This is a genomic window from Clostridioides sp. GD02377, assembly GCF_045899875.1.
GTDB classification, from domain to species: Bacteria; Bacillota; Clostridia; order Peptostreptococcales; family Peptostreptococcaceae; genus Clostridioides; species Clostridioides difficile_A.
In genome coordinates, this window is record NZ_JBJODA010000005.1 from 86,508 (window position 1) to 109,747 (window position 23,240).

Consider the following 23,240-nt stretch of genomic DNA (forward strand, 5'->3'; position numbering starts at 1 on the left):
GATAAGTATGTTTTTTCTACTTATCTTCTAATAGAGTTTGAGAAGTTTTTTTCTCATTTAATGAGAAGTTTTTTTCTCACTTAATATTATATTCTGATATTTTATTAGTTAATTGCCTTCTACTAATTTCTAATTTTTTAGCTGTGTTTGACACATTATTTCCACATAAAGATAAAACCTTTTCAATATACTCACATTCAAATTCTTTTCTTATTTCTCTTAGAGGTCTAATACTTATTTTTTCATCTATATACACATTATTTGATATTAAATTTAAATTATCTTTTGATAAATTACCTTCTTCACTTAAGACTACAAGCCTATTTATTATATTTTTTAATTCTCTTATATTTCCAGGATAATTGTAATTTAATAAAAAATCCATTACTTCCTTATCAATTGAATATACCTTTTTATCATGTTCATTTTGATACTTATTTAAGAAAAATTCTATAAGTGTATTTAAATCTTCTCTTCTACTTCTTAATGGTGGTATAGTTATTGTGATTGTACTTATTCTATAAAAAAAATCTTCTCTTATATTTCCGTTTGATATTTCTACTTTTGGTTCCTTATTCATTGCACAAACTAACCTAAAATCAACTTTAATTGATTTATTACTTCCTATTCTCTCTATAGATTTATCTTCAAGTGTTCTCAGTAATTTTACTTGAACATTTAAAGGTATATCTCCTATTTCATCTAAAAATAAAGTTCCTTTATTTGAAAGCTCAAACCTACCTTTTCTACTATCCACGGCTCCTGTAAAAGAACCTTTTTCATGACCAAACAACTCAGACTCCAATAAATTTTCTGAAAAAGCACAACAATTTACAGGTACAAATATCTCGTTCCTTCTTGGACTTATACTATGTATGTACCTGGCTAGTATATCCTTCCCCACACCAGATTCTCCCAAAATTAATATATTAACATCTTTACAAGCAGCTTTTTCTGCAATTTTTATGACATCATTGAAATTCCTATTTTTAGATTCTAAAGTAAACTCTAAATTATTCTTTTGTGTAGAAATTGATGCTTTCACTGCTTTTACCTTTTCAATTTCTTCTAATAAATTTTCAATAGGATTGCTCTTTATAAAATAAGATAGCGCACCTCTTTTCATAGCATCAACTGCATTTTCAATACTTCCATATCCTGTAACTAATATAACTTCTATACTCTTATTAATAGATTTAATTCTGTCTAATAGCTGTACCCCATCCATATTTTTCATCATAACATCAGATAAAACCAAGTCATAATTCTTATCTTTTTTAATGATACTTATAGCTTCTTCCCCATTTAGTGCTATATCTACAATATAACCATTCTTTTGTAGAATTTTTTTCATTACCGTTCCATACTCTAGCTCATCATCAACTACTAGTATTTTCATTATATAGTCACCTCTTTATTTAGTGGAATCTTTATATGAAAACAAGTTCCAATACCTAATTTACTTTTTACACTTATATCTCCATTATTCTTTTTAATTTCATTATAAGTAATGTATAAGCCTAAACCAGTCCCTTCACCTATTGGTTTTGTCGTATAGAAAGGATTAAATATATCCTTCAAAGCATTTTCTTTTATTCCTTCACCATTATCTTTAAAATCTATAAACAAATAATTGTTTTCTACATAACAGTCTATAATAATTTGCCCACCTTCATGTATTGCATCTACCGAATTAGAAATTAAATTTATAAATACATGTTTTAGTGATTCTCCATTTATATAACATACTAAATTCTTATTACACTCTATTTTTATTTCAACATTCTTTAACTGCAAGATTTTATATTGAAGCTTCACTATGTTTTCAATAAAATTTCTTATATTTATATTTTCTAAATTATCATCCGATATTCTTGCGAAATTTAACAGGTTTGTTATTATGTTGCTTGCTCTATCTACATTACTTTCTATAGATTTTACACAGTCATTTACTTCTTCCATTGTAACATCATCTTTTAAAAGATAACAATTGTTTCTTATTATCCCTAGAGGATTTCTTATCTCATGTGCTACACCAGAAGCTAGCTGACCTATAGATATCATCTTGTTCTCCCTAAGTAACTTTGCCTCTACTATCTTATCCTTCGTTATATCCTTAATTAGAACCACTATATACTCAATATTATTTTTTTTATATTCTACAGGAAAAGTACTTATCTTTAAAATCTTATTATGTAATTCAATTTCATTTGTTTTATGGGTGCTTTCAGAAAATGTTTTTTCAATAATTCTCTTCATAAGGTTAATTAAATCTTCTCTTTTGTAACTTATTTCATTCACAAAATCAGATAGAACTTTGTTTGATTCTACTATTTTGTAATTTTCATCTATAAGCATTATTATATCTGTAATACTATTAAATGTAGCTTCTAAAGTCTTTTTATTTTCTAGTACTTCTTTTGTTTTTCTTTTTATTTCTATCTTTAACAAATATGTATAGCTATAAAAAATATAAATTGATATTAAAATTATACCTATAAAAAGATAAATACTTGGCACAATTCCTCTTTCATACAATATATCATCAACATCATTATATGCAAAATACCACTTTTTCTTTAAGTCTTTATATACTCCATTTTTTTGAAGTTTGAAAATCCCTTTATTTAGAATACTGACCAATTCTTCATATTGTTTAGGTACAGCAAGAACAGCTTTTTTAGTATAAATAGGATTAGTTAAAACATCATATTTATCTGAAAGTCCATAATTACTTATATAATATTGTAATACTGGTTCATCACCTACAACTGCATCTACTCTCCCTGATATTAAATGATTAACCCCAGTCTTTATATCTGGAGTTAATACTATATTTATGTTTTTAACTTTTTGTTCTAAAAAGTTTATAGAATAGTCACCTTCTGGTATCGCAATTGTCTTTCCCTTTAAATCCATATAACTACTTATGTCTTGAGATTTCTCATTTTTTAGTATATTTGCACTTAAAGTATATATTGGGTCTGTAAATATAAATTTTTTTGCTCTTTCTTCTGATGGAATTAAATCGAAGAATTTTATACTATTATCTACCGAATTTATGAAAGATTCTTTCCACCAAGTATTTGGTTTAAAATAAAAGTCTTTACCAATTTGAATTGACAAAGAATTCATTAAGTCGACAATGATTCCTTTATACTGCCCATCTTCTTTACCTTCATACCTCAAAGGAGGAGAACTTTGGTCAGAACTATACACCAAATTATCATGTTCCTCCAACCATTCTTTTTCTTCTTTTGTAAATGGTAGTGATTTTTTAATATATTCAAATATATTGAGATTATATTCCGTATTTACATACATATTTGTAAGTGAAAATACCACTAAAAAAGAATAAATAATGCCCATAATAACTATCTTTTTTTTATTCACTTTAAAACTCCAATCTTCTTTTTATTATTAAATTCAATATTTAATAACAAAATCCTACTTTTTCATTAAATATTTGTATTTATTATAAAATTAATTGGATAGATGTTGAAACTATAGTCATCACTATTCCTATTAATGCTTCATATGGAATTAATTTAAACCTTTCTCCTATATCCATATTTATACTGCCTGCACTAGTATGGAATAATGAGCCATGTGGTAATTGCTCAAACACACTAGAGCCTGCATTTACAATTGATGCTCCTGAAATTGGTGACAGACCTCCATTTATTATAGCATCAGAAAAAGTTGATGATGCTATAGTAGCTCCAGCTGTTGATGAAGCTGTTGCTAATGACATAAGTATACCTGAAATTGGTGCTAATAAAAATTGTGGCATATTTAAAAATTGCAGGATACTTATTGTGCTCTGTTGCAATTCAGAAACCTGTATAATTCCTGCAATAGTTCCTGTTCCAAGTAATAATATACAAACACCTTGCATTTTAGATAATCCAAAGGCTAAATACTCTCTTGAATTGTTCATATTTCCTGTGGCAATTAAGGTTACTATTCCCCCTATTGGAAGAGCTATCATAGGGTCTATGACTATTGGAGATATATTCCCCAGGAACAATAAGAATATTGCTACAACTGGACCACATAATGATTTAAATAAGCTTGGTAAATTTTCTCTTTGCTCTAAGATTTCGTATGATTCTACTTTATTCCCCTTGTTTGTTAGCATACTTGCTAAAATAATTGTAATCACAATTCCAACAATTGCTGGAATTATATTAGCAATCATAACACTAGATAGGTTAACAGAAAAGTTACCTGCCACTGCTATAGTATTCGGATTTGGCGATATGATATTACCTGCTTTCCCTCCTCCTAACATTGCTAAAAGTATTGATAGTTTGGAATAATTTAATTTTCTTCCTATGTATAATCCTATAGGTGCCACTGTTATTATAGATACATCCAAATTTACTCCTACTCCAGAAAGTACCATAGTTGAAGCGGCAATTGAAAGCAAAGCTCTCCTTTCTCCTAATATTTTTACAATCTGTTCTGATATTTTATCTACTGCCCCTGTTTTTATTAAACTTCCTGCTAATACTCCTGATGCTAAAGCTCTAAGAATTGATGGTGAAATGTTCATAGCCCCAGTTGCCATAAAATCTACAGTTTGTGTTATATTTGCTCCTCCAACTATTCCTCCAATAAATGCTCCTAACATTAAACTATAAACAGCTTGAAATTTTTTTATAATTAAAATAATTGCTACTAATAAGCCAAATATAGCTCCAAAAGTTGTTATTTGCATAATACTCCCTCCTATCATAGGTTAATTATTTTTTACTTAATTTAATTTTATTTAAATATATTTTAAGTATTCTGTATTCACTTGTCAATTATATTTTAATTTATTCAATTAGATTGAACATTATTTTTTCAAAAATACATTCTATATGTTATAATAATTTCATACTGTATAATTTTTTTATTTGATTATTTTAGGATAATATTTTTTAAAATGAAAAAGAAGGGATATTCATATGAATGATTTAAATTTAGGAGAAAAAATAGCTGAAGTTCGAAAAAAACAAAATTTAAGTATTAGAGATTTAGCAAAACTAGCTGATGTTACACCATCATTATTAAGCCAAATAGAAAGAGGCCTTGCTAATCCATCTGTAAATTCATTAAAGTCTATAGCATCTTCTCTAAATGTTCCTCTATTTACATTTTTTGTATCTGAGGTAGATAAAAAAAGCTTAATAGTAAGACATGATAGTAGAAAAAAAGTTATTTTGCCTGGAAGCAATGACGTTGTATATGAAGTTTTAATTCCAGACTCTAGTAGCAATTTAGAATTTGCAATTATGGATTTAGCTCCAAATACCTCTTCTTGTGTAGATAGGATTACTCACAATGGAGACGAGATTGCATATGTTTTGGATGGAGAAGTCAAACTTTTTATGGATGATGATGAATTCACTCTATTCAAAGGAGATAGTGTTAAAGTTCCTCTGGGAACAAAACACAAATGGCAAAACAATTCAAATAGCGAAAGTAAAGTAATTTTTGCAGTTATTTTATAGAGGAATAAAACTTATGAAAACATATAAATTTATATTTTTTGATGCAGATGATACTTTATTTGATTTTAAGAAGAGTGAATCACATGCTTTTAAAAGACTCCTATCTGAATTTGGTTTGAAACTTGATTATGAGAAATGTATAGAAATATATAGAAATATAAGTGATAAACTTTGGCTTGACCTTGAAAAAAATATCGTAACTTTAGACGAACTTAAATTGCTTAGATTTAAACTTTTTGCAGATGAAATGAAATTAGATGTTGACCCTAAAACTCTTAGCAAAATGTACTTAAATTTTTTAAGTGAATGTACATTTTTAATTCCAGGAGCAGTTAATATATTATCATATCTCAAGAAAAAATACACAATAATTATAATAACAAATGGAATATCTGAAGTTCAAAACAAAAGGCTTAAAAATTCAGAAATAAAAGGGTATATCGATGGAATAATTGTCTCTGAGGAATTAAAAGTATCAAAACCAAATCCTGAAATATTTAAATATGCACTTAAAAAATTTGATTGTTGTGATAAATCTTCTGTATTAATGATTGGTGATAGTTTAACATCAGATATTTTAGGAGGAATAAATTCAGGAATAGATACTTGTTGGTTAAATTTCAATAACAGTATAAATAATACTAACTATTCACCAACTTATGAAATAAGTAGTCTGATTGAGTTGAAGAAAATTATTTAGTTTGTGAATTACCAATATATCAAGTGGAATATTATTATTTTGCAATAATTTTTTTAGTTTATAAATATAGTAACTAAAAAAATTATTGCAATTTATACATAAAACAAGTTTCAATCTTAAAAATAGCTAAAAGCATTTTTGAGTACATTTACTACATCTTGATTCGAGATTTTCCTCATCTCCCATTAAAATAAGCATTGCCACACTCTTTATAGGTGATAGTTGGTGATAATCATTGATTTCTATTTCTACATTATTATATTTATTTTTTATATAGTTATAAATCTCTCTCTGTTTCTCAATCTCAAAATCTTTATCTCCTGGATATATTTCGTATGATATATTGAGATTATTATATTCTTCTTTTAAGTTTCTCTTTATTTTTTCATTAATACAATCTAAACACACTACTCCTATTTTATCCAGTGCTAACCCTGCCATCATATTACAATTTTCCATATAGTCGTTCATCTTGATGTCAATCTTATCTCCTATTGTGTATAGTATAGCAAATGCTTTTTTACACTTTTTAGGCATTTTATCAATATCAATATCACTCATATATATCTTAATATCTAAGCTATCATTTATATTTTTTATTTCTTTTTCAACGATTTCATTAATCGTATCTGGAGCCTTCCTATTTCCATACCCCAAAAACTTTAGCACAATGTTCTTATCTATAAAAATGTCTTCTAGATTTAGAGATTCTAAAAAAGATTTATCTTTATTACTATTATAATTCATTAATATCAATCCTATCTAATTCTTTATAACTAATTCTTCCTGACTTTATAGCTGCTTGTAAGTTTTCTACTGGAGTAGTATTTAAACAGTTACATCCAAAGTTACATAAGAAATTGTCATATCCTCTCATCTTCTTTAACAACTTTAGTGTCTCTCTCCTAATCTTATCTGGGTTAGAGCGACTAAGAAGCTTTATTGGGTCCAAGTTACCAATCAATACTATATCTCTAGGAATCATTGGAGCAATTTCTTCATAGTCCAAAATTTGGTCTAAGCTTACTGCATCTATATTACAACTTAACATATTGTCTAATAATTCCCTAGTATCTCCACATATATGCATCCCTTTCCAACAATCAAGCTCATCATATATTTTATTTAAATTTTTTACTATATACTCATCAAATCTATCTTTGCTTAAAGTCACTGATGTTGGTTCTGCTATTGAAATATACTTAGCTCCTGCTTTATTTGCAGCCACAGCATATCTTCTTACCAACTCAGTTGTAAATTCCAATAGCTCTTCTACAAATTTTTTATCAGTTATTATACATCTCAAAAGTTGTGTAGCTCCAGCTAATTGGCCTGCAAGTGTAAATGGACCTTGTATAGCTTCATACAATGGTTTTTTTATACTTTTTGATATAAGTGACAAACTTTCTATATTAAGTGGCATACGTCCACTTGTATAAGGGTCTGGAACTTCTAGTTTTCTTAATTTTTCCCTATCAGTTATAGTATGTGTTAATACACTTGGAAAATCATAATCCGGTCTTAGTGTCTCTAGACCTAAAGTCTCACAAAACGTAATCCCATCACAGAATGAATATATAAAATCTGATTCAAAATACTTGTCCATAGTCTTTGCTAATTCTAACTGAGTATCTACACTATCATACACTTCATATGCCTTTTTATTTATTAAAAATAATCCATTTGTACCCATATCAGGCAGAAAGAAGCCTCTATCCTCACTATTTATATATTGAAGTAAAGTCATATTTGAAAACATCTTAAACTTCACCTCCTATAAGTTTGTTTATTAATTTGACTGCTTTTGGAGCATTTGAGCTATATCCATCTGCTCCTATTTCTTCTGCAAACTCCATACTTACAGAACCTCCACCAATTATTACTTTTGGTTTTTTATCTATCTTAATCCTATTAAGCTCATTTATAACTGACTTCATGTTCTCCATAGTCGTTGTCATCATTGAAGATAAGCCTATTATATCAACATTGTTTTTTATAGCCTCTTCTATTATATCTTTACTTTTTCTATTTACACCTAAATCAATAACTTTATATCCAGTAGCTTCTACCATTACTTTTACAATGTTTTTTCCTATCTCATGGGTATCTCCTTCTACTACAGACATCAGAATTACTCCCTTTGATTTCTCCTTTACTTTTCCAGTTCCTTTCAAAAGATTAATTCCTTTATTTAATGCATCTGTACATACTATAACTTCTGAAAGATAGTATTCTTTATTCTCAAATTTATCTAAAGCTCCTATCATACCTTTGTTTAAACCATATTCATAAATATCTTCTACGTCAATATTTTTATCTATAGCAATTTTCACTAAATTTTCTATATTGTCTACACCCATATTTAATATGCATTCTGCTATATCATCAAGTATGTCCATATAATATTTCATCCCTTCTAGTATCTTACAAAATTTCTTTTTTAACATAAACTAATTTACGTTATTTAATAAGAGCTCTCTTTAAACATAATCCATTTTTATTGAATACAGTCGAAAAGCACACAATTATTGATAATTTAAATTTGCAGTCCATGGAAAATCTAAAGGAAACACCTTTGTTGCAAATTCATGTATATTTTTTAAATGTTTAAATTCATTGTATTGCTCTTCGTTTTTTTCAAAAAACAGTTTATTAAGTTTATCCAAACTTTCTATTACAAGTTCTTCTTCTTTATATTTAATAATATATTTATTTTCAACTTGTTTAAACTCCATATATTTTAATAATTCAGAATCTATATATTGATTAAAATAACTTCTTAGGTTATCACACAATTTTACAAAATTTATTATTTTCATAGTTCCTTGTTGATAATCCAAAGTTTTTATTTCATTACCTTGTAATTGGTCTTTAAGATTTCTTACATGTACTTTATAATCTAAATATTCTAAACCAAATTTATTTGTTACGTATTTCAATATATTTTCAACATTTACAGAGTTTAACCCTATCTCAGCCACTTCTCCTACAATAGAATTTTCTTTTTTTATTATTCTTATTATTAAATATCCTATACTATTATTATTTTCTTTTATAAATACCTTCTTATAATCAATTGGTCCCCAAGCAATAGTTGCTGCATGTAATAATTTTTTGAACTCATCTTTACTTCTTATAAATCTAGTACTATTTTGATTATATAGTTCAATCATTTTGTCTAAATCATCATCGTTTTCAAAATTAGTTTCATCAAATTCAACTATTTCATATGGTATTTTCACATTCTCAGGTTTTATTGTATATTTGTAGAAGCTTTTTACCAAACTACAATTTCTTCTACTGTACAAAGTTCTTGTTCCTGAAATGATTACAATATCTACACCATCATAAAACATTTTTTCTTCTACTTTATCCAATACCTTAGATGAATAGCCTTTTTTTTCATAATCTGGATGAGTACACACCCCGCCTATAGCTGCAACTTTCAGCCTATTTCCTTGAATATATACATCTTGAATTAAATAATTTACATCTGAAACTATTTTATCATCTTCTGATATTATAATCATATTTTCTATATTATTTTTATTTAATAAGAGAGGGAACTCCTCCATCATAGTTGGTTTATGATTTCTTGATATCCTAAATACATAGTTTATTAATTCTATTACCTTATCGAATTCTTCTAATTTTGCACTTCTTGGTCTTAATTCCATCTATATTCCTCCAAATATTATTTAAAATACTTAAACACTATTATCTATAATAAAACATTTACTACTACATTTCTAATTATATCTTTTTTCTTTGCTATTTTTAATTGTTTTTTTATCAAATTTTTATAAAATATACATCTAATTCCCAGTTACACTTATAAAATGACCAGTTATGCATAATATATTGAAATGTTTTCCATATATTTATATGATTAATATCTATAGGTCAGTTGAAATAATCACTTTTTTAGAAGGTTATAATTTTTTATTACCTTCTTTTTTTATTATAAATTACAAACAAACCAACAGAAAATATTCTAAGTTACTTTTAAATAATGACTTTATGATTCAATTGTACTAAAATAGTATATGTAGGTTACAAATAATCTAATAAATATTAAAGTTTGGAGGTAATAGATATGGCAGATTGTAATTCATGTCCATCAAAGGGAAATTGTAATAGTCAATCAAATTGTTCTATTGAAAATAACCCTAACAATAAATTTGGAAAAATAATTGGTGTTATGAGTGGAAAAGGTGGGGTTGGAAAATCAACTGTAACTGCTTTACTTGCTAATAAGCTAAATAAAATGGGATATAAGGTTGGTATATTAGATTCAGATATAACTGGACCAAGTATTCCTAGACTTATGGGTGTAAAAAATGTAAAAGCTTATTCTGATGGCTCTTATATTTATCCTGTAGAAAATGCAAACAACATAAAAGTAATGTCTATAAACCTTATGATAGATGATGAAAATGAACCTGTTGTTTGGAGAGGACCTTTACTTGGAGGAGTTGTAAAACAATTTTATACTGATGTTCTTTGGGAGGAATTAGACTATTTATTAATAGATATGCCTCCTGGTACTGGAGATGTTGCATTAACAGTTATGCAATCTATCCCTATAAGTGGAATAGTTATGGTTTCTGTACCTCAAGATTTAGTATCTATGATTGTATCAAAAGCAGTTAATATGGCTAAAAAAATGAACATAAATGTTCTTGGAGTTATTGAAAACATGAGTTATATCCAATGTCCTGATTGTTCTAAAAAAATCAAGTTATTTGATGGAGAATCTACTGAGACATTTTTAAATGATTTAGATTTAGAACTTTTAGGAGAACTTCCTATGACTAAAGAAATCATAGATATTACTCATAATGGTGTTACAGAAATTAGCGATGATTTAGATTCAATATTAACTAATGTTGTTGAAAAAATCAAATAAATAGCAATTTTATAGTTTATATTTAACGTAAAAGAGGCTTGTCTTTATTTTGCAACAATACAAATAAATACAGACCTCTTTTATGCTTATCTATGTTTTAAATACACAAAATATTCTTCTATAATATCTCTATTTTTTACTTTTACCAAATATTCATTATAATGAGCATTATATGGTTGTGTCATTTTACATTCTATTACATTTTCTATGTCTTCCAATTCTAAAAGCTCTACATCTTTTAAAAATTTTCTCTCTATAAGTTCCATTAATCTTCCCATAAAATATCCCCACTTCCCCTATATTTAAGATAAACTAGGTACTTTTTTAATTACAAAATTTACCTGTTTATTATATTATATCCAATATCTTAGGATTTCTAACATAACTAATAATTATTTTAATAAAATATACATTAATTTATATTAAATCTATTCATAATAAGTATTTTTACATATTATCTGTGCCCTTGATATTATATATTTAGTATTTTTTCGATTATATAAAGAATTCCTCTTAATCCTACAAATGGAGTATATGGATATATGTTTACACTTTTTAGATTCGGATTACTTATTTGTATATCCAACTTTGAATTGTGTTGCATATCTATACTAGCACCATCTCCAAATAGTATTAATAAGTCACTCTCTTTTAAATATTTACTTCTATCTAGTTCATCGTTTCCAATATACACAGATTTATCATTACAATCTGCATTATGCAATATATTAACTCTATCAACTTCAAGACCTAATTCCTCTAACAAATCCCTGAAACCTAAAGCAGTATCATAATCTCCAAATACAGCACATTTTTTGCTTTCTTCATAAAAATAAAACTTCCTTTTTATGTTAAACAAATACTTTTTTATAATAGATACTTCAGCTTCATAAGCATTTTTATCTAAATCCCATGTAGTTACTTTTTGTATTTCATTTATGAACTCTCCAATATTTTTTATACCATATGGTTTTTTATATACATATGGTATATTGTACTTATCTTTCATAAAAGCAGCTGCTTTTATACCTTCTTTTCTAAGCACTATATTTAAACTTGATGTAGAAGCATTTTCTATATCATCTATTGATGTATATGATGTAAAAGTTACATTTACATCTTTTTTAAAAAACGTCTTCATCATCCTTTTTATTTCTTCACAATCTGATAAAAAATTAAATTGGTCTATATTACATCCAACTATATTAAAACTATCAAATTTTTCATTACTATCTTTAACAACTTCTTTTGCTAATATATATATAAGTTCTTCTACTCCTTGATTATAATCTTCTCTCAATCCACCTGTTGTAATTGGAATTAGTTTACTGTTCACAGACTTACCTAAAACGTTACATATACCTATTATGTCTGTCCCTATAATTGATGATACAGATGAAGCCATTACAAAAATATACTTAGGTCTGATATTATTATCTATTTCAATTATAGCTTTCTCTAATCTATCATAGTTTCCAAAAGTAACATCACTTTCACTCATATGGGTTGAATAAATTTTAGCCTTATCTTCTCCATTCAGACTTCCAATTGCTTCTATTGCATAATGAGTTGTACCTGATGGACCAAATTCTATAACACAGGCTTCATTTATTGATGATAGTGTAAATATTATTCCCATTCTATCAGAAGGATTTGGAAAGTATTTATATATTTCCATCTTAAACCACTTCCCTTCTTGCAGATTTTTTTACATCAAATAGTTTAATTAGAGTTTCCATTATTCCTATGGGAAGCTCAAAACCTATTTTTTGTGCATGTTCATCTAGTGTTATTTGCATAAGCCCTTTTTCTCTTAATAACATTGGATTTTCATGTCCTATATAAATATCTGCATTTATATTTTCATACAAATTTCTAAGTGGTGCTATATTTGCAATTCTACTTACATATGGATTGTATCCTTTTTTTATTATGTTATCTTTAAATAAGCTATCTTGTTCATAAAGCTCTCTTACCTGAATAAATTCTGGAATCAATCCCAACTCAGTTAAAAAATCAACCGTTTCAAATGCCATCATTGGTGTATTACCATAAATTAATTTTTTACCCTCTAGTAAAAATCTACATTCACTCAATAATGAATTGTATATTTGCCTTTGCTTTAATAATTCATCTTGTAAATCTATATCCAAAAGTTCACAAAGCTTGCTATAGTTTTCTATTATAATTGATTCTTTCATGTTTTTATCATAATATATGTACTCTATTCCAAATTTATTTTTCATATCTTCTGCCAAATCCAAAGCTATCATATCTGTTACTATGTTTAATTTAGCACTAGATGCTCTTTTAATGTCTTTTATAGTACATTTAGATGGAATTACACAATTTATTTTTACATCTTCTTTTGTAAGCAGTTTTATAAGTTCTGTATCTTCTACATTTTCTTGTCTATGACCTAAAATATTAACTCCTTCTTTATCTTTATAATGCTCCATAACTGATGATAGACTTTTTAAAGCTCTAGTCATACCAAGTATATGAGAATTACAAGTATAATGCTCTGTATTAACTGTCAAGACAGGTATCCCAAGCATATCTTCCAATTCACTAGATAAGGCATTATAATCTTCTCCTATTAATTCTGGTACACATGTAGTTACTATCATTATTGCGTCAAATTTTTCGTTTTCTGAAATATACTTTACAGCCTCTACTACTTTTTTTTCCGCTCCAAAAACTATATCTTTATCTTTTAATACTACTGAATAAATACTATCTTTACCAGATTGTCTGTGATATGCAAAATTTTTACTATAGTAAGTACATTCATTAGTTCCCACTATTACAAGAGCCATATTCTTTATATATGATGCAGTCAATACAACTCCAAACAATGGACAATGTGTCCCTGGGAATACAGCATACGATAGAGATTTTATATCTTTATCACAATCTATATCTTTTAATCTATTTAATACATCTAAAGTATACATATTTTTTCCTTTCTAATCTCATTAACCATATAGTTTTAAGATTATAAAACTACATGGTCAGTAACTTTTATTCTTTAATTATTAGTTATTTATATTTTCATATACTGCTAGTTCTTCTACATAGCATTATTGGATGAATCCTAGGCTTTTTACTAATTGGGTCTACATCTATATCGCATTTCACTTTATAGACATCTTTTATTATTTTTTCACTTATTACACTATTAGGATGACCATCTGCTACTATGGAACCTTTATTCATGATAATAAGTCTATCGCTGTATTTACTTGCTTGATTTATATCATGCAAAACCATAATTATAGTCATTTTAAACTTTTTATTTATATCTTTTATAAGTTCCATAAGTTCTAATTGATGAGATATATCTAAATATGTTGTTGGCTCATCTAATAAAAGTATATCTGGCTTTTGACAAAGAGCCATTGCTAACCATACCCTTTGTCTTTCGCCTCCAGATAGATTACTTACCAATTTATCTTTATACGTTTCAAGACCTGTGTTTTTCATTGCCCAAGTCACTATCTCATCATCATTCTTATTTTTGCCTTCAAAAAAACCTTTATGTGGTATTCTTCCATAGTATATTAAGTCTTTTACTTTTATATCTTTTAAAGAGACATTATGCTGAGCTAATAATGCCACTTGTCTTGAGATTTCTTTATTACTCATGACTTTTATATTCTTTTTACCAATATATATGTCGCCTCGTTTGATTTTCAGAATTCTAGACAATGCTTTAAGAAGTGTAGATTTTCCTGAACCATTTGGTCCTAATATAGAAACTACTTCACTTTTTTTTATGCTTACACTCAGGTTGTCTATGATAATTTTATCTTCATATCCTATCGTAATATCTTTTATATTAAACATTAATAACTGCCTCTCTTTCTTAATAAGTATAAAAAGAATGGACCTCCTATTATGGACATAATAACACCCACTGGAATCTCTATCGAGCCTCCTATTGTTCTTGCCAATGTGTCTGCAATTAATAAAACTATACTTCCTAAGATTATGCTGAATGGGATTGTATATTTATGGTCGCTACCAAGTAACATACGTGTTATATGTGGCACTATTAGACCTACAAAACTAATAACCCCTACTATAGAAGTAGAGACTCCAGCTAGAAATATTGCTACTAATGATATTACAAATCTACTTCTATTTACATTGAAACCTAAATTTGTAGCTGCATCATCTCCTAATTGTAGTACATTTGCACTTCTGATAAGGAAAACCGCCCCTATAAGTCCTGCAATAGAATACCATATCAACATATTTACATCTAGCCATGTTTTTGTTGCCAAACTACCATTTAACCATAACATTGCACTTTGGATTCTTTCACTATACATAGTTGATAAATATGATATCACACCACCTAATATAGCGTTTACTGCTACACCAGCTAGTATGATTCTCTCTGGTCTAAGGCCATTTTTATATGCCATTAAATAGACCACTGCACAAGATATAAGACCTCCTATAAAAGCAACTATTGGTAATATACTTGTGTATTGTGGAAATAGAAGCAATATTATAATAGCAGCCACACTTGCTCCTGTTGATATACCTGTTATACCAGGGTCTGCTAATGGATTTTTCATAACAGCTTGTAATAATAGACCTGAAACAGCTAAATTTGCTCCAACTAATGCTGCCAAGATGTTCCTAGGCAATCTCATCTTATATACAATTGTAGTAACCATTGGACTATTTTCATTTATCAGTGCATCGAATATTTCTCTAATACTTAAATTAACACTTCCTATAGTAGAAAAAAGAATTAGCAAAATAATTACAGTTATCATACCAGTAATTATTAATAAAATTTTTTTATTATCCATATTACCCACCTAAAATTTATTTATCTCCATAGAAGATATCTCCTAATTTATTTATTGAATCTTTAACATATATATTTGCAGACACATTAAATATACTTGAATCTAAATCTATGACTTTCCCATTTTTCACTGCATCTAATGTAGCCCACGCAGGATTTTTTTCAAAAGACTCATCAAATGCTTTCTTTGTCTCTTCAATATTTCCATGTGCAAATCTAAGTATATAATCTGGATTTTCTTTTAAAATTTGTTCTAAACTAAATTGTATATAACCTGACTCTACATTATCAGTTATATTATCAGTTATATTTTCAGCACCTACTGTTTTTACTAAGTCCCCAAGATATGAGCTTTTTGTAGCTAGCATAAAATTATTGCCACCACCAAATAATATTGCTACCTTTGGTTTTTTTGCTTGTTTTTTTGATTTTGCTAATACAGATTGTTCTACTCCTTCTAGCTCATCAATAAGTTTTTTTGCCTCACTCTGTTTATTTATTTTTTCTCCTAAACTTTCTATACTTTTAAGGAATTTTGTATATGTACCAGTCTCAAAATAAAAAGTATCTAAGTTATATTCCTTCATGCTTTTTTCAACATTTTCTTTAAACATACTATCAACCACAAATACATCTGGTTTTAGAGATGCTACAATTTCTAAATCAGGATTCATAGCCTGTCCTACTTCTGGTAAATTTTTATATTTTTCAGGTAACTCAGATTTAGTTGTTGGTATCCCTACCAATGTAGCATCCAATTTATCTAGTACTTGTGTCGCTGCGACTGTAGAAGAAACTACATTTACATTATTATTTGTTTCTTTAGATTCACTATCTGATGGTTTTGAGCACCCTGTTAATATTAGTGAGCTAAGTAAAAATACCGAGCATAATTTTTTTAATTTCATAAAATTTCCTCCATAATAAACTTTATTTTAAACATATATTCTTTAATTATCTTGCATAATTTTATTTGCAAGATTTATATATACTTCTGACATTTCATTATCTTTATCTTCTTCTATAACAGTTCGTCCGTTATTTTCGGACTGCTGTACAATTTTATTTCTTGGTATATAATGAAAAACTTCACTGTTTATTTCATCTGCCAATTTTTCAACTAATTCCCTTTCATTTTCAACGTTCTTGGCATTTAATATAAGACCTTTTAAAGAAGCATATCCTCTGTTTTTAAATTGTTCTACAGCTAAAGATATATTACTTGCAGCGTACATTGACATCATTTCTCCAGAAGTTACTATGTACACTTCCTTTGCAAATCCATTTCTTATTGGCATTGAGAAACCGCCACAAACAACATCTCCTAAAACATCATAAATTACTACATCTGGATTATATATTTCAAATGCTTTTAATTCTTCTAATTTTTCAAAAGCTGCTATTATACCTCTTCCTGCACATCCTACACCTGGAGTTGGTCCTCCAGCTTCAATGCATAATACTCCTCCATAACCTTCAAACACTATGTCTTCAAGCTTTAATTCTTCCTTTTTTTCTTTCATTACATCAAGTACTGTGGGTATAAATTTGCCTTTCATTAAATTTTTCGTTGAATCAGATTTTGGGTCACACCCTATTTGCATTACCTTATATCCTAAACGAGAAAGTGATGCTGATAAATTGGAAGTTGTTGTTGATTTTCCAATTCCTCCTTTCCCATAAATAGCTATTTTTTTCATTGACTTTCTACCTCTCTTACATCATAATATTATTTAACGAAATTAATTATCATTCGCAATAACTATTTTAATCGATATATTTTTTTAATTCTTAACTATATTTGTTTTTTTATAAAAATATTTGTATAAATTTAAAAGAGGTGATTTTTTGAAAGATTTTAAAGATGATATGGAACTCATTATTAACGATTTTTTTGACTGCTGTAATATTCCCACAAAAGCAGTTAGTAAGGACTTAAAAGAGATTTGCAGTATTGGATATAATTCTACTTTAGAAACATATTTTCTAAGTTTAAATATATTTAATAACATAAATAGTACAGATTTTATATCTAATAAAAATCTTTCCTATGTAATGTTAAGTTTTTGTGATGACCTACATTTTTTAGTTATGCCTATACATAAGTTTGATGTCTCTAGTGGTTATTTTATTGTAGGTCCATTTAAGTCCTGTATCAATAATGACATTGAGTTTATTGACATACCATTTAAGCCTTTATCATGTTTAAATTACATATCCAATCTCTTATTGGAGATATGTCATGATAAAATGAAACATAAACCAGCTCTTAGTTTTTATGTAAAGAAAACTATAGATTATATTCATAAAAACTACTCAGAAGACATAACAGTAACTGATGTATGTAATGACCTACAACTTAATAAAAGTTATTTTTGTTCTCTATTCAAAAGAGAAAGTGGATATACTTTTACTAATTTTTTGAATAAAGTCAGAGTTGAAAAGAGTAAAAGATACTTACTAAAAAAAGATTTATCTATTTTAGATGTTGCTGTACTCGTTGGATTCAATAGTCAAAACTACTATAGCATGGTTTTTAAAAAGTTTAATAATCTTACACCAATTGAATATAAGAATATTTATAATTAAAAAATATAATTCTAAAAAGAATGATATTTTTTACATGATTTTTACAAATATGGTTAATTCTTTGTTAAATCAATTATACATAAAATAAGCCAAATCTTAGTTAAAGTCTTTAAATTACTATATATAGTGAATTTTCTCAAATTAACAACAACTTAAAGATTTAACATTCTCTTAACGTATACTTAACAAAACATTAATATTTTTATTGACAAAATTTGTTATTCTATATTAAGGAAACGATAAATTTTAGTTAATAAAGTTTATAATTCAGATAAAAAATTTATTAATTTCTTAAGGGAGGAAATATCGTGAATATAGCAATTAGTCTTATCGGTGGACTTGGACTTTTTCTTTATGGAATGAGTTTAATGGGAGAAGGTTTACAAAAATCGGCAGGAGACAAATTAAAAAAAATTATTGAACTCTTAACAAGTAATGTTGTTATGGGTGTACTGGTAGGTACAGTTGTTACAGGTATTATACAAAGTTCAAGTGCTACTACGGTTATGGTTGTAGGATTTGTAAATGCAGGAATAATGAATCTAAGTCAAGCTATTGGTGTAATAATGGGGGCAAATATAGGTACTACAGTTACTGCCCAATTAGTTTCATTTAATCTTGAAGGAATAGCACCAATTGCTCTAGGTGTAGGTATTGTATTCTATTTATTTACATCAAATCAAAAAACAAAACATTTATCTGAAATACTTATTGGCTTTGGTATATTGTTTACAGGAATGGAATTTATGAAAGATGCAGTGGCACCACTTGCTGAATATAAAGCATTTACTGATGTACTCTTATATTTTAGTAAAAATCCTCTATTAGGTATATTAGCAGGATTTGCTATAACAGGTATTATACAAAGTTCAAGTGCATCTATGGGTATGTTAATAGCCTTGGCTTCTCAAGGAATACTACCTCTATCAGCTGCTTTACCTATCCTTTATGGAGATAATATTGGTACTTGTGTTACTTCACTTTTATCAAGTGTGGGTGCAAGCAGGAATGCTAGACGTGCAGCTGTAATGCATCTAAGTTTTAATGTAATTGGTACAATCATATTTATGCTTATTTTAAATAAGCCTATATCAGCTATAGTTACTCATTTTGACCCAACTGATACGGCTAGACAAATAGCAAATGCACATACTTTATTTAACCTTACAAATGTTATAATATTATTACCATTTTCTAAATACATAGTTAAATTAGCAAGTAAACTTATACCTATTAAAGAAACTGAATCAGAAGTAGTAAATAATACTAAGTACTTAGATGAAAGAATGTTTAGTACTCCATCTATAGCACTTGGTAATACTGTACAAGAAGTTGTAAGAATGGGACACAAAGCTACAAATTCTTTAGAACATGCAATTGCAGGATTCTTAAATAAGAGTAGTGATGATATTAATAAAACTTTTGAATCAGAAAAAGTTGTCAATAAATTACAAAAAGATATACTGAACTATCTATTAAAACTTTCTAAAGAACCTCTTAGAGATGATGAACGTTTTAGAACAGATTTACTTTTTAACACTGTAAATGATATTGAAAGAGTATCTGACCATGCAGAAAATATAGCTGAATTAGCTATGAGTGTTAAAGAAATGAATATTAGCTTCTCTGACAGTGCAATAAAAGAAATATACCAAATATACAATAAAACTATGACTAACTTCAAGGATGCTTTAATAGTTTTAGATGTTAAAGATTTTGAGTTAGCAAACAAGGTTTTAGAAGTTGAAAATGAAGTAAATTACTTAGAAAAAACTTTTAGAAATTCACACATGATTAGATTAAATAATGGAAGTTGTACAATAGATGCTGGTGTGCTTTATCTTGACTTACTTACTAATTTAGAAAGAATTTCTGACCATTCAACAAATATCGTAAAACAAGTATTAAAACTTAAACAAAAAATATAGTGATTGCTTTTATATGTAATCCTAATAAATAAAAAATAAGAAGCCATAAATGATACTTATATTATTTATAGCTTCTTATTTTTTATTCAAGATTCAAATTCTTATCTTATTTAGTATCAAACTATTATTATTTAGATTATTCATAAGCATTTTAATAAAAATTTAATACCTTAATATAATAGATTTATTTCATTTTTAATACAATTGTATCATCTAAATATGTTATTATATATTTGAATATTGTCATATTAATAGGAGGGATTCTACAATGATAAATTATATGGTGGACATTATATATAGTGAAAAAATAAGTGAAGTAGAAAAGACACTGAAAAGTGAAAATATTCAATATGAATTTACTTCTCGTGATGGTTTTATATTTTTTGGTTTTTATGAGATGACAGATACATACAGGTTTGAAACTTTGTGTTCAGATGAAAAAATTCAATTTAAAAGAATATAATAAATTTAAAAAAGTACATATTTTTAGGTTATATAAAAAAACAGGGCGTCTTTGCCAGCACTTGGCTACTACGTCCCGTTTTTTTATTATTCTGCCTTTATAATAATAAATCTTATTCCAAAAATAAGTACCAAATCAATGTAATAACTCATTTTTTTGAATTAATGTTGTTATCTTCACTATGTAGTCATCTGTACTCTTTAATCCTATCATTGGAATTGATAAATTCTCTTTTTCAAGTTTTTCATAAAGTTCTGACATAAACAAACCCTTACCATTGATTTCTTCATCATTGTCTGAAGTAGTATCAACTCCACAATTTGGAGAACGATTAGCACCATTTTCATTTCCCCTATCAATTCCCAAACAACTAAGTTCTGGACATGGTAATTGAACAATACCTACTTCTTCATTAACAAATAATTCAATTACATCCTTAAATGTTGCAGGATATATGGCAGTCCCATCTGAAATAGCATTTTGATTTAATAAACAATGTGCTATAAAAACTACTTTCTTGCTTCTTCCATCTGTAAACATGTTTTCCTCCTCCACTTTTTCTAGTTCTGACCCTTTGGCTATAAAAAATACTCCCAATATTCTACTTAATAACACTGTATTCTTTAACTTATTTTTTAACTTGGATTTATTTGCTAACTTTACAAAGTAATATACTATTTATATTATACTATACAACATACATTTACATCTATTTCCAAAATGGTAATATTTTAATAATATATACATTTAAACTTTACATACAAAAAATACACATCTATAAATTATAAATGTGTATTATATACTAACAATAAGCTGAACTTTCCTACTAATTCTTAATTAGTTATATTTTTTCAAAATAAAATTCATATAAATTAGGTCTATTGCACGATTGAGACCTTAATAATATCTCCATTTTTTCTTTCCAAGTGAACTACCTCTCCAGTTAGGTCATAGTCAAATGCTTTGACTAATATCTCAGTAACCTTTTTACCATCAACTACATCATCTTTTCCATTAAATAAATCCAAAGCATTATTCTCAATCATTCTCTTTGCAAAATTTACAGGTAATTTTATATGTATTTTATCGCCTGTATGTGATAAAACTCTTATTCTCAAAAACTTTTCTAAATTGTTTCTTGGTGTTTGTTTTGATGCCATGCTATTAAACCACTCTCCTTTATTTTTTATTTAATAATAAATTTTATTCTTAAAAATATCTTTATATGTGTTTATTATGAAAGTAACACTATTATTTTCTAATCTTGATTTATATTTACTCTTATTTAATATACATTTAGTGGCATCTATAATTTATAATAATTGTATATTTTGAAATTTTACCTTACAATTATTGTATCTGAATTTAACAAGAACATATTATTAAAATATTTCAGTTGAATCAAATTTTGTTTATTATATATTAAAATAAATTGGCATATTTGTTCTTAATATATTAGGAGGATTTACTTATGAATAAAATAATCAATAATATTTTAAATACTTGCAAACAGTATACATATATTTTGCCACATAAATTATTAAGACCATATATAGCACACTATACAATATCTATTCCTGATATAAATACTAAAGAAAATCTTACATTAATACCTGATGCTAGTGGATGTATGATATTTGAATTTGATAAAAAGGGTATGGATAGTGAATTTTGGGGAGCTACAACGAAAACTATAATTGTAAAAAATGACATAGAAAGTGTACTATTTAGAGTATTTGTTGAGTTTCGTCCAGGTGGAGTATATTATTTAACAGGTTTTTCTCAAAGAGAATCCACTGACTTAAAAATTAAACTTGAAGATTTTAATACATTATTTAGCTCAGAGATTAATTCTATTTTTGAAAAAACGAGCACTCTAAAAGAATTAATAGAAGAATTAGATATGTTATTTTTGTCATACTTGTTCAAATCAAATATAATAGATATGACTATCCCAATCCTTGAAAATGCAAGAAAACAGAACTCCATTATGTCAGTTAAAAATATTTCTCAAATCAGTTGTTATAGTGAACGTCATATAAATAGGATTTTTAATAATTCTCTTGGAATGAGTATCAAATCCTATCTTAGATTACTTCGTATAAATCTTGTATTACAAGAAGTACAAAATAATAATATGCCATTTACAACTTTAGCTCAAGATATTGGATATTATGACCAATCCCATTTTATAAATGATTTTAAATCTATCTGTGGGGTTAATCCAACAACCTATATAAAAAATTTGTCCGATTTTTACAATGAAAAGTATAAGTTTTGATGTACAATCATATAAAATTTATATTTAAGGAGTGAGTAACA

General features: G+C 27.1%; 23 protein-coding genes. 7 read left to right on the plus strand and 16 right to left on the minus strand.

All coding sequences use genetic code 11. From position 1 onward, the window contains the following. Positions 1-76: 76 nt before the first annotated feature. The 3 genes from Q3304_RS05610 to Q3304_RS05620 all read right to left on the minus strand — a co-directional run bounded on the left by Q3304_RS05610 (position 77) and on the right by Q3304_RS05620 (position 4,723). Positions 77-1,399: a sigma-54-dependent transcriptional regulator gene (locus Q3304_RS05610; protein ID WP_407814031.1), complete on the minus strand. Its 1,323-nt coding sequence runs from the start codon at positions 1,397-1,399 to the stop codon at positions 77-79. Continuing rightward, positions 1,399-3,393, minus strand: a complete 1,995-nt coding sequence (locus Q3304_RS05615) for an ATP-binding protein (protein WP_407814032.1) — start codon at positions 3,391-3,393, stop codon at positions 1,399-1,401. Before Q3304_RS05615 ends, Q3304_RS05610 begins: the two co-directional genes overlap by 1 nt. 82 nt (positions 3,394-3,475) lie before the next feature. Continuing rightward, positions 3,476-4,723: a GntP family permease gene (locus Q3304_RS05620; protein WP_407814033.1), complete on the minus strand. Its 1,248-nt coding sequence runs from the start codon at positions 4,721-4,723 to the stop codon at positions 3,476-3,478. A gap of 232 nt (positions 4,724-4,955) precedes the next feature. Between Q3304_RS05620 and Q3304_RS05625 the strand changes: the two genes are divergently transcribed. Together Q3304_RS05625 and Q3304_RS05630 are read left to right on the plus strand one after the other, a co-directional pair. Next, a complete protein-coding gene (locus Q3304_RS05625; protein WP_054270216.1) occupies positions 4,956-5,501 on the plus strand; it encodes a helix-turn-helix domain-containing protein in 546 nt (181 codons plus the stop codon). 13 nt (positions 5,502-5,514) lie between these two features. Continuing rightward, complete coding sequence (locus Q3304_RS05630; protein ID WP_407814034.1) at positions 5,515-6,201, plus strand: YjjG family noncanonical pyrimidine nucleotidase; 687 nt, start codon at positions 5,515-5,517, stop codon at positions 6,199-6,201. 126 nt (positions 6,202-6,327) lie between these two features. Here Q3304_RS05630 and Q3304_RS05635 read toward each other — a convergent pair whose 3' ends face one another. The 4 genes from Q3304_RS05635 to Q3304_RS05650 all read right to left on the minus strand — a co-directional run bounded on the left by Q3304_RS05635 (position 6,328) and on the right by Q3304_RS05650 (position 9,878). Next, positions 6,328-6,948, minus strand: a complete 621-nt coding sequence (locus Q3304_RS05635; RefSeq protein WP_407814035.1) for a hypothetical protein — start codon at positions 6,946-6,948, stop codon at positions 6,328-6,330. Continuing rightward, positions 6,938-7,960 (minus strand): uroporphyrinogen decarboxylase family protein, encoded by a 1,023-nt coding sequence (locus tag Q3304_RS05640; RefSeq protein ID WP_407814036.1) that lies wholly within the window; start codon positions 7,958-7,960, stop codon positions 6,938-6,940. Before Q3304_RS05640 ends, Q3304_RS05635 begins: the two co-directional genes overlap by 11 nt. A gap of 1 nt (position 7,961) precedes the next feature. Next, positions 7,962-8,648, minus strand: coding sequence for a B12-binding domain-containing protein (locus tag Q3304_RS05645; protein ID WP_407814037.1), 687 nt, complete (start codon positions 8,646-8,648; stop codon positions 7,962-7,964). A 78-nt stretch (positions 8,649-8,726) separates the two neighbouring features. Continuing rightward, positions 8,727-9,878 (minus strand): GNAT family N-acetyltransferase, encoded by a 1,152-nt coding sequence (locus Q3304_RS05650; RefSeq protein ID WP_407814038.1) that lies wholly within the window; start codon positions 9,876-9,878, stop codon positions 8,727-8,729. Positions 9,879-10,297: 419 nt separating this feature from the next. Between Q3304_RS05650 and Q3304_RS05655 the strand changes: the two genes are divergently transcribed. Next, positions 10,298-11,110 (plus strand): Mrp/NBP35 family ATP-binding protein, encoded by an 813-nt coding sequence (locus Q3304_RS05655; RefSeq protein WP_054270210.1) that lies wholly within the window; start codon positions 10,298-10,300, stop codon positions 11,108-11,110. Positions 11,111-11,196: 86 nt separating this feature from the next. On the opposite strand, the gene Q3304_RS05660 is transcribed toward Q3304_RS05655, so the two are convergent. From Q3304_RS05660 to Q3304_RS05690, 7 genes are all read right to left on the minus strand, one after another. Then, positions 11,197-11,388 carry a hypothetical protein gene (locus Q3304_RS05660; protein WP_407814039.1) on the minus strand — a complete coding sequence of 64 codons (192 nt, stop codon included), beginning with the start codon at positions 11,386-11,388 and terminating at the stop codon, positions 11,197-11,199. Positions 11,389-11,582: 194 nt separating this feature from the next. Continuing rightward, positions 11,583-12,788, minus strand: coding sequence for a nitrogenase component 1 (locus tag Q3304_RS05665; RefSeq protein WP_407814040.1), 1,206 nt, complete (start codon positions 12,786-12,788; stop codon positions 11,583-11,585). Between the two features lies 1 nt (position 12,789). Next, complete coding sequence (locus Q3304_RS05670) at positions 12,790-14,067, minus strand: nitrogenase component 1 (RefSeq protein WP_407814041.1); 1,278 nt, start codon at positions 14,065-14,067, stop codon at positions 12,790-12,792. Between the two features lie 97 nt (positions 14,068-14,164). Continuing rightward, a complete protein-coding gene (locus Q3304_RS05675) occupies positions 14,165-14,959 on the minus strand; it encodes an ABC transporter ATP-binding protein (protein ID WP_407814042.1) in 795 nt (264 codons plus the stop codon). Beyond that, positions 14,959-15,939: a FecCD family ABC transporter permease gene (locus tag Q3304_RS05680; protein WP_407814043.1), complete on the minus strand. Its 981-nt coding sequence runs from the start codon at positions 15,937-15,939 to the stop codon at positions 14,959-14,961. Before Q3304_RS05680 ends, Q3304_RS05675 begins: the two co-directional genes overlap by 1 nt. A gap of 16 nt (positions 15,940-15,955) precedes the next feature. Then, on the minus strand, positions 15,956-16,846 hold the full coding sequence (locus Q3304_RS05685; RefSeq protein WP_407814044.1) for an ABC transporter substrate-binding protein: 891 nt from the start codon (positions 16,844-16,846) through the stop codon (positions 15,956-15,958). A 42-nt stretch (positions 16,847-16,888) separates the two neighbouring features. After that, a complete protein-coding gene (locus Q3304_RS05690) occupies positions 16,889-17,638 on the minus strand; it encodes an AAA family ATPase (RefSeq protein WP_407814045.1) in 750 nt (249 codons plus the stop codon). A gap of 148 nt (positions 17,639-17,786) precedes the next feature. Between Q3304_RS05690 and Q3304_RS05695 the strand changes: the two genes are divergently transcribed. From Q3304_RS05695 to Q3304_RS05705, 3 genes are all read left to right on the plus strand, one after another. Then, positions 17,787-18,527: a helix-turn-helix transcriptional regulator gene (locus Q3304_RS05695; protein WP_407814046.1), complete on the plus strand. Its 741-nt coding sequence runs from the start codon at positions 17,787-17,789 to the stop codon at positions 18,525-18,527. Positions 18,528-18,835: 308 nt separating this feature from the next. After that, entirely contained in the window at positions 18,836-20,455 is a 1,620-nt protein-coding gene (locus tag Q3304_RS05700; RefSeq protein WP_054270208.1) for a Na/Pi cotransporter family protein, read from the plus strand. A 268-nt stretch (positions 20,456-20,723) separates the two neighbouring features. After that, positions 20,724-20,918 (plus strand): hypothetical protein, encoded by a 195-nt coding sequence (locus Q3304_RS05705; protein WP_054270207.1) that lies wholly within the window; start codon positions 20,724-20,726, stop codon positions 20,916-20,918. Positions 20,919-21,053: 135 nt separating this feature from the next. On the opposite strand, the gene Q3304_RS05710 is transcribed toward Q3304_RS05705, so the two are convergent. Next, the gene (locus Q3304_RS05710) at positions 21,054-21,458 is read right to left on the minus strand and encodes a hypothetical protein (protein WP_407814047.1); all 405 of its coding nucleotides are present in this window, start codon (positions 21,456-21,458) and stop codon (positions 21,054-21,056) included. 338 nt (positions 21,459-21,796) lie between these two features. Next, positions 21,797-22,078, minus strand: coding sequence for a hypothetical protein (locus tag Q3304_RS05715; protein WP_003420428.1), 282 nt, complete (start codon positions 22,076-22,078; stop codon positions 21,797-21,799). Positions 22,079-22,389: 311 nt separating this feature from the next. Between Q3304_RS05715 and Q3304_RS05720 the strand changes: the two genes are divergently transcribed. Next, a complete protein-coding gene (locus tag Q3304_RS05720) occupies positions 22,390-23,199 on the plus strand; it encodes a helix-turn-helix domain-containing protein (RefSeq protein WP_407814048.1) in 810 nt (269 codons plus the stop codon). Positions 23,200-23,240 lie beyond the last annotated feature (41 nt).

What these genes read in the sequence shown, in the direction of transcription:
- Q3304_RS05705 (WP_054270207.1), top strand. Translation starts at nt 20,724, where the DNA reads ATGATAAATTATATGGTGGACATTATATATAGTGAAAAAATAAGTGAA.
- Q3304_RS05690 (WP_407814045.1), bottom strand. Translation starts at nt 17,638, where the DNA reads ATGAAAAAAATAGCTATTTATGGGAAAGGAGGAATTGGAAAATCAACA.
- Q3304_RS05640 (WP_407814036.1), bottom strand. Translation starts at nt 7,960, where the DNA reads ATGTTTTCAAATATGACTTTACTTCAATATATAAATAGTGAGGATAGA.
- Q3304_RS05715 (WP_003420428.1), bottom strand. Translation starts at nt 22,078, where the DNA reads ATGGCATCAAAACAAACACCAAGAAACAATTTAGAAAAGTTTTTGAGA.
- Q3304_RS05620 (WP_407814033.1), bottom strand. Translation starts at nt 4,723, where the DNA reads ATGCAAATAACAACTTTTGGAGCTATATTTGGCTTATTAGTAGCAATT.
- Q3304_RS05655 (WP_054270210.1), top strand. Translation starts at nt 10,298, where the DNA reads ATGGCAGATTGTAATTCATGTCCATCAAAGGGAAATTGTAATAGTCAA.
- Q3304_RS05675 (WP_407814042.1), bottom strand. Translation starts at nt 14,959, where the DNA reads ATGTTTAATATAAAAGATATTACGATAGGATATGAAGATAAAATTATC.
- Q3304_RS05625 (WP_054270216.1), top strand. Translation starts at nt 4,956, where the DNA reads ATGAATGATTTAAATTTAGGAGAAAAAATAGCTGAAGTTCGAAAAAAA.
- Q3304_RS05710 (WP_407814047.1), bottom strand. Translation starts at nt 21,458, where the DNA reads ATGTTTACAGATGGAAGAAGCAAGAAAGTAGTTTTTATAGCACATTGT.
- Q3304_RS05610 (WP_407814031.1), bottom strand. Translation starts at nt 1,399, where the DNA reads ATGAAAATACTAGTAGTTGATGATGAGCTAGAGTATGGAACGGTAATG.
- Q3304_RS05720 (WP_407814048.1), top strand. Translation starts at nt 22,390, where the DNA reads ATGAATAAAATAATCAATAATATTTTAAATACTTGCAAACAGTATACA.
- Q3304_RS05650 (WP_407814038.1), bottom strand. Translation starts at nt 9,878, where the DNA reads ATGGAATTAAGACCAAGAAGTGCAAAATTAGAAGAATTCGATAAGGTA.
- Q3304_RS05680 (WP_407814043.1), bottom strand. Translation starts at nt 15,939, where the DNA reads ATGGATAATAAAAAAATTTTATTAATAATTACTGGTATGATAACTGTA.
- Q3304_RS05665 (WP_407814040.1), bottom strand. Translation starts at nt 12,788, where the DNA reads ATGGAAATATATAAATACTTTCCAAATCCTTCTGATAGAATGGGAATA.
- Q3304_RS05660 (WP_407814039.1), bottom strand. Translation starts at nt 11,388, where the DNA reads ATGGGAAGATTAATGGAACTTATAGAGAGAAAATTTTTAAAAGATGTA.
- Q3304_RS05670 (WP_407814041.1), bottom strand. Translation starts at nt 14,067, where the DNA reads ATGTATACTTTAGATGTATTAAATAGATTAAAAGATATAGATTGTGAT.
- Q3304_RS05645 (WP_407814037.1), bottom strand. Translation starts at nt 8,648, where the DNA reads ATGTTAAAAAAGAAATTTTGTAAGATACTAGAAGGGATGAAATATTAT.
- Q3304_RS05630 (WP_407814034.1), top strand. Translation starts at nt 5,515, where the DNA reads ATGAAAACATATAAATTTATATTTTTTGATGCAGATGATACTTTATTT.
- Q3304_RS05685 (WP_407814044.1), bottom strand. Translation starts at nt 16,846, where the DNA reads ATGAAATTAAAAAAATTATGCTCGGTATTTTTACTTAGCTCACTAATA.
- Q3304_RS05635 (WP_407814035.1), bottom strand. Translation starts at nt 6,948, where the DNA reads ATGAATTATAATAGTAATAAAGATAAATCTTTTTTAGAATCTCTAAAT.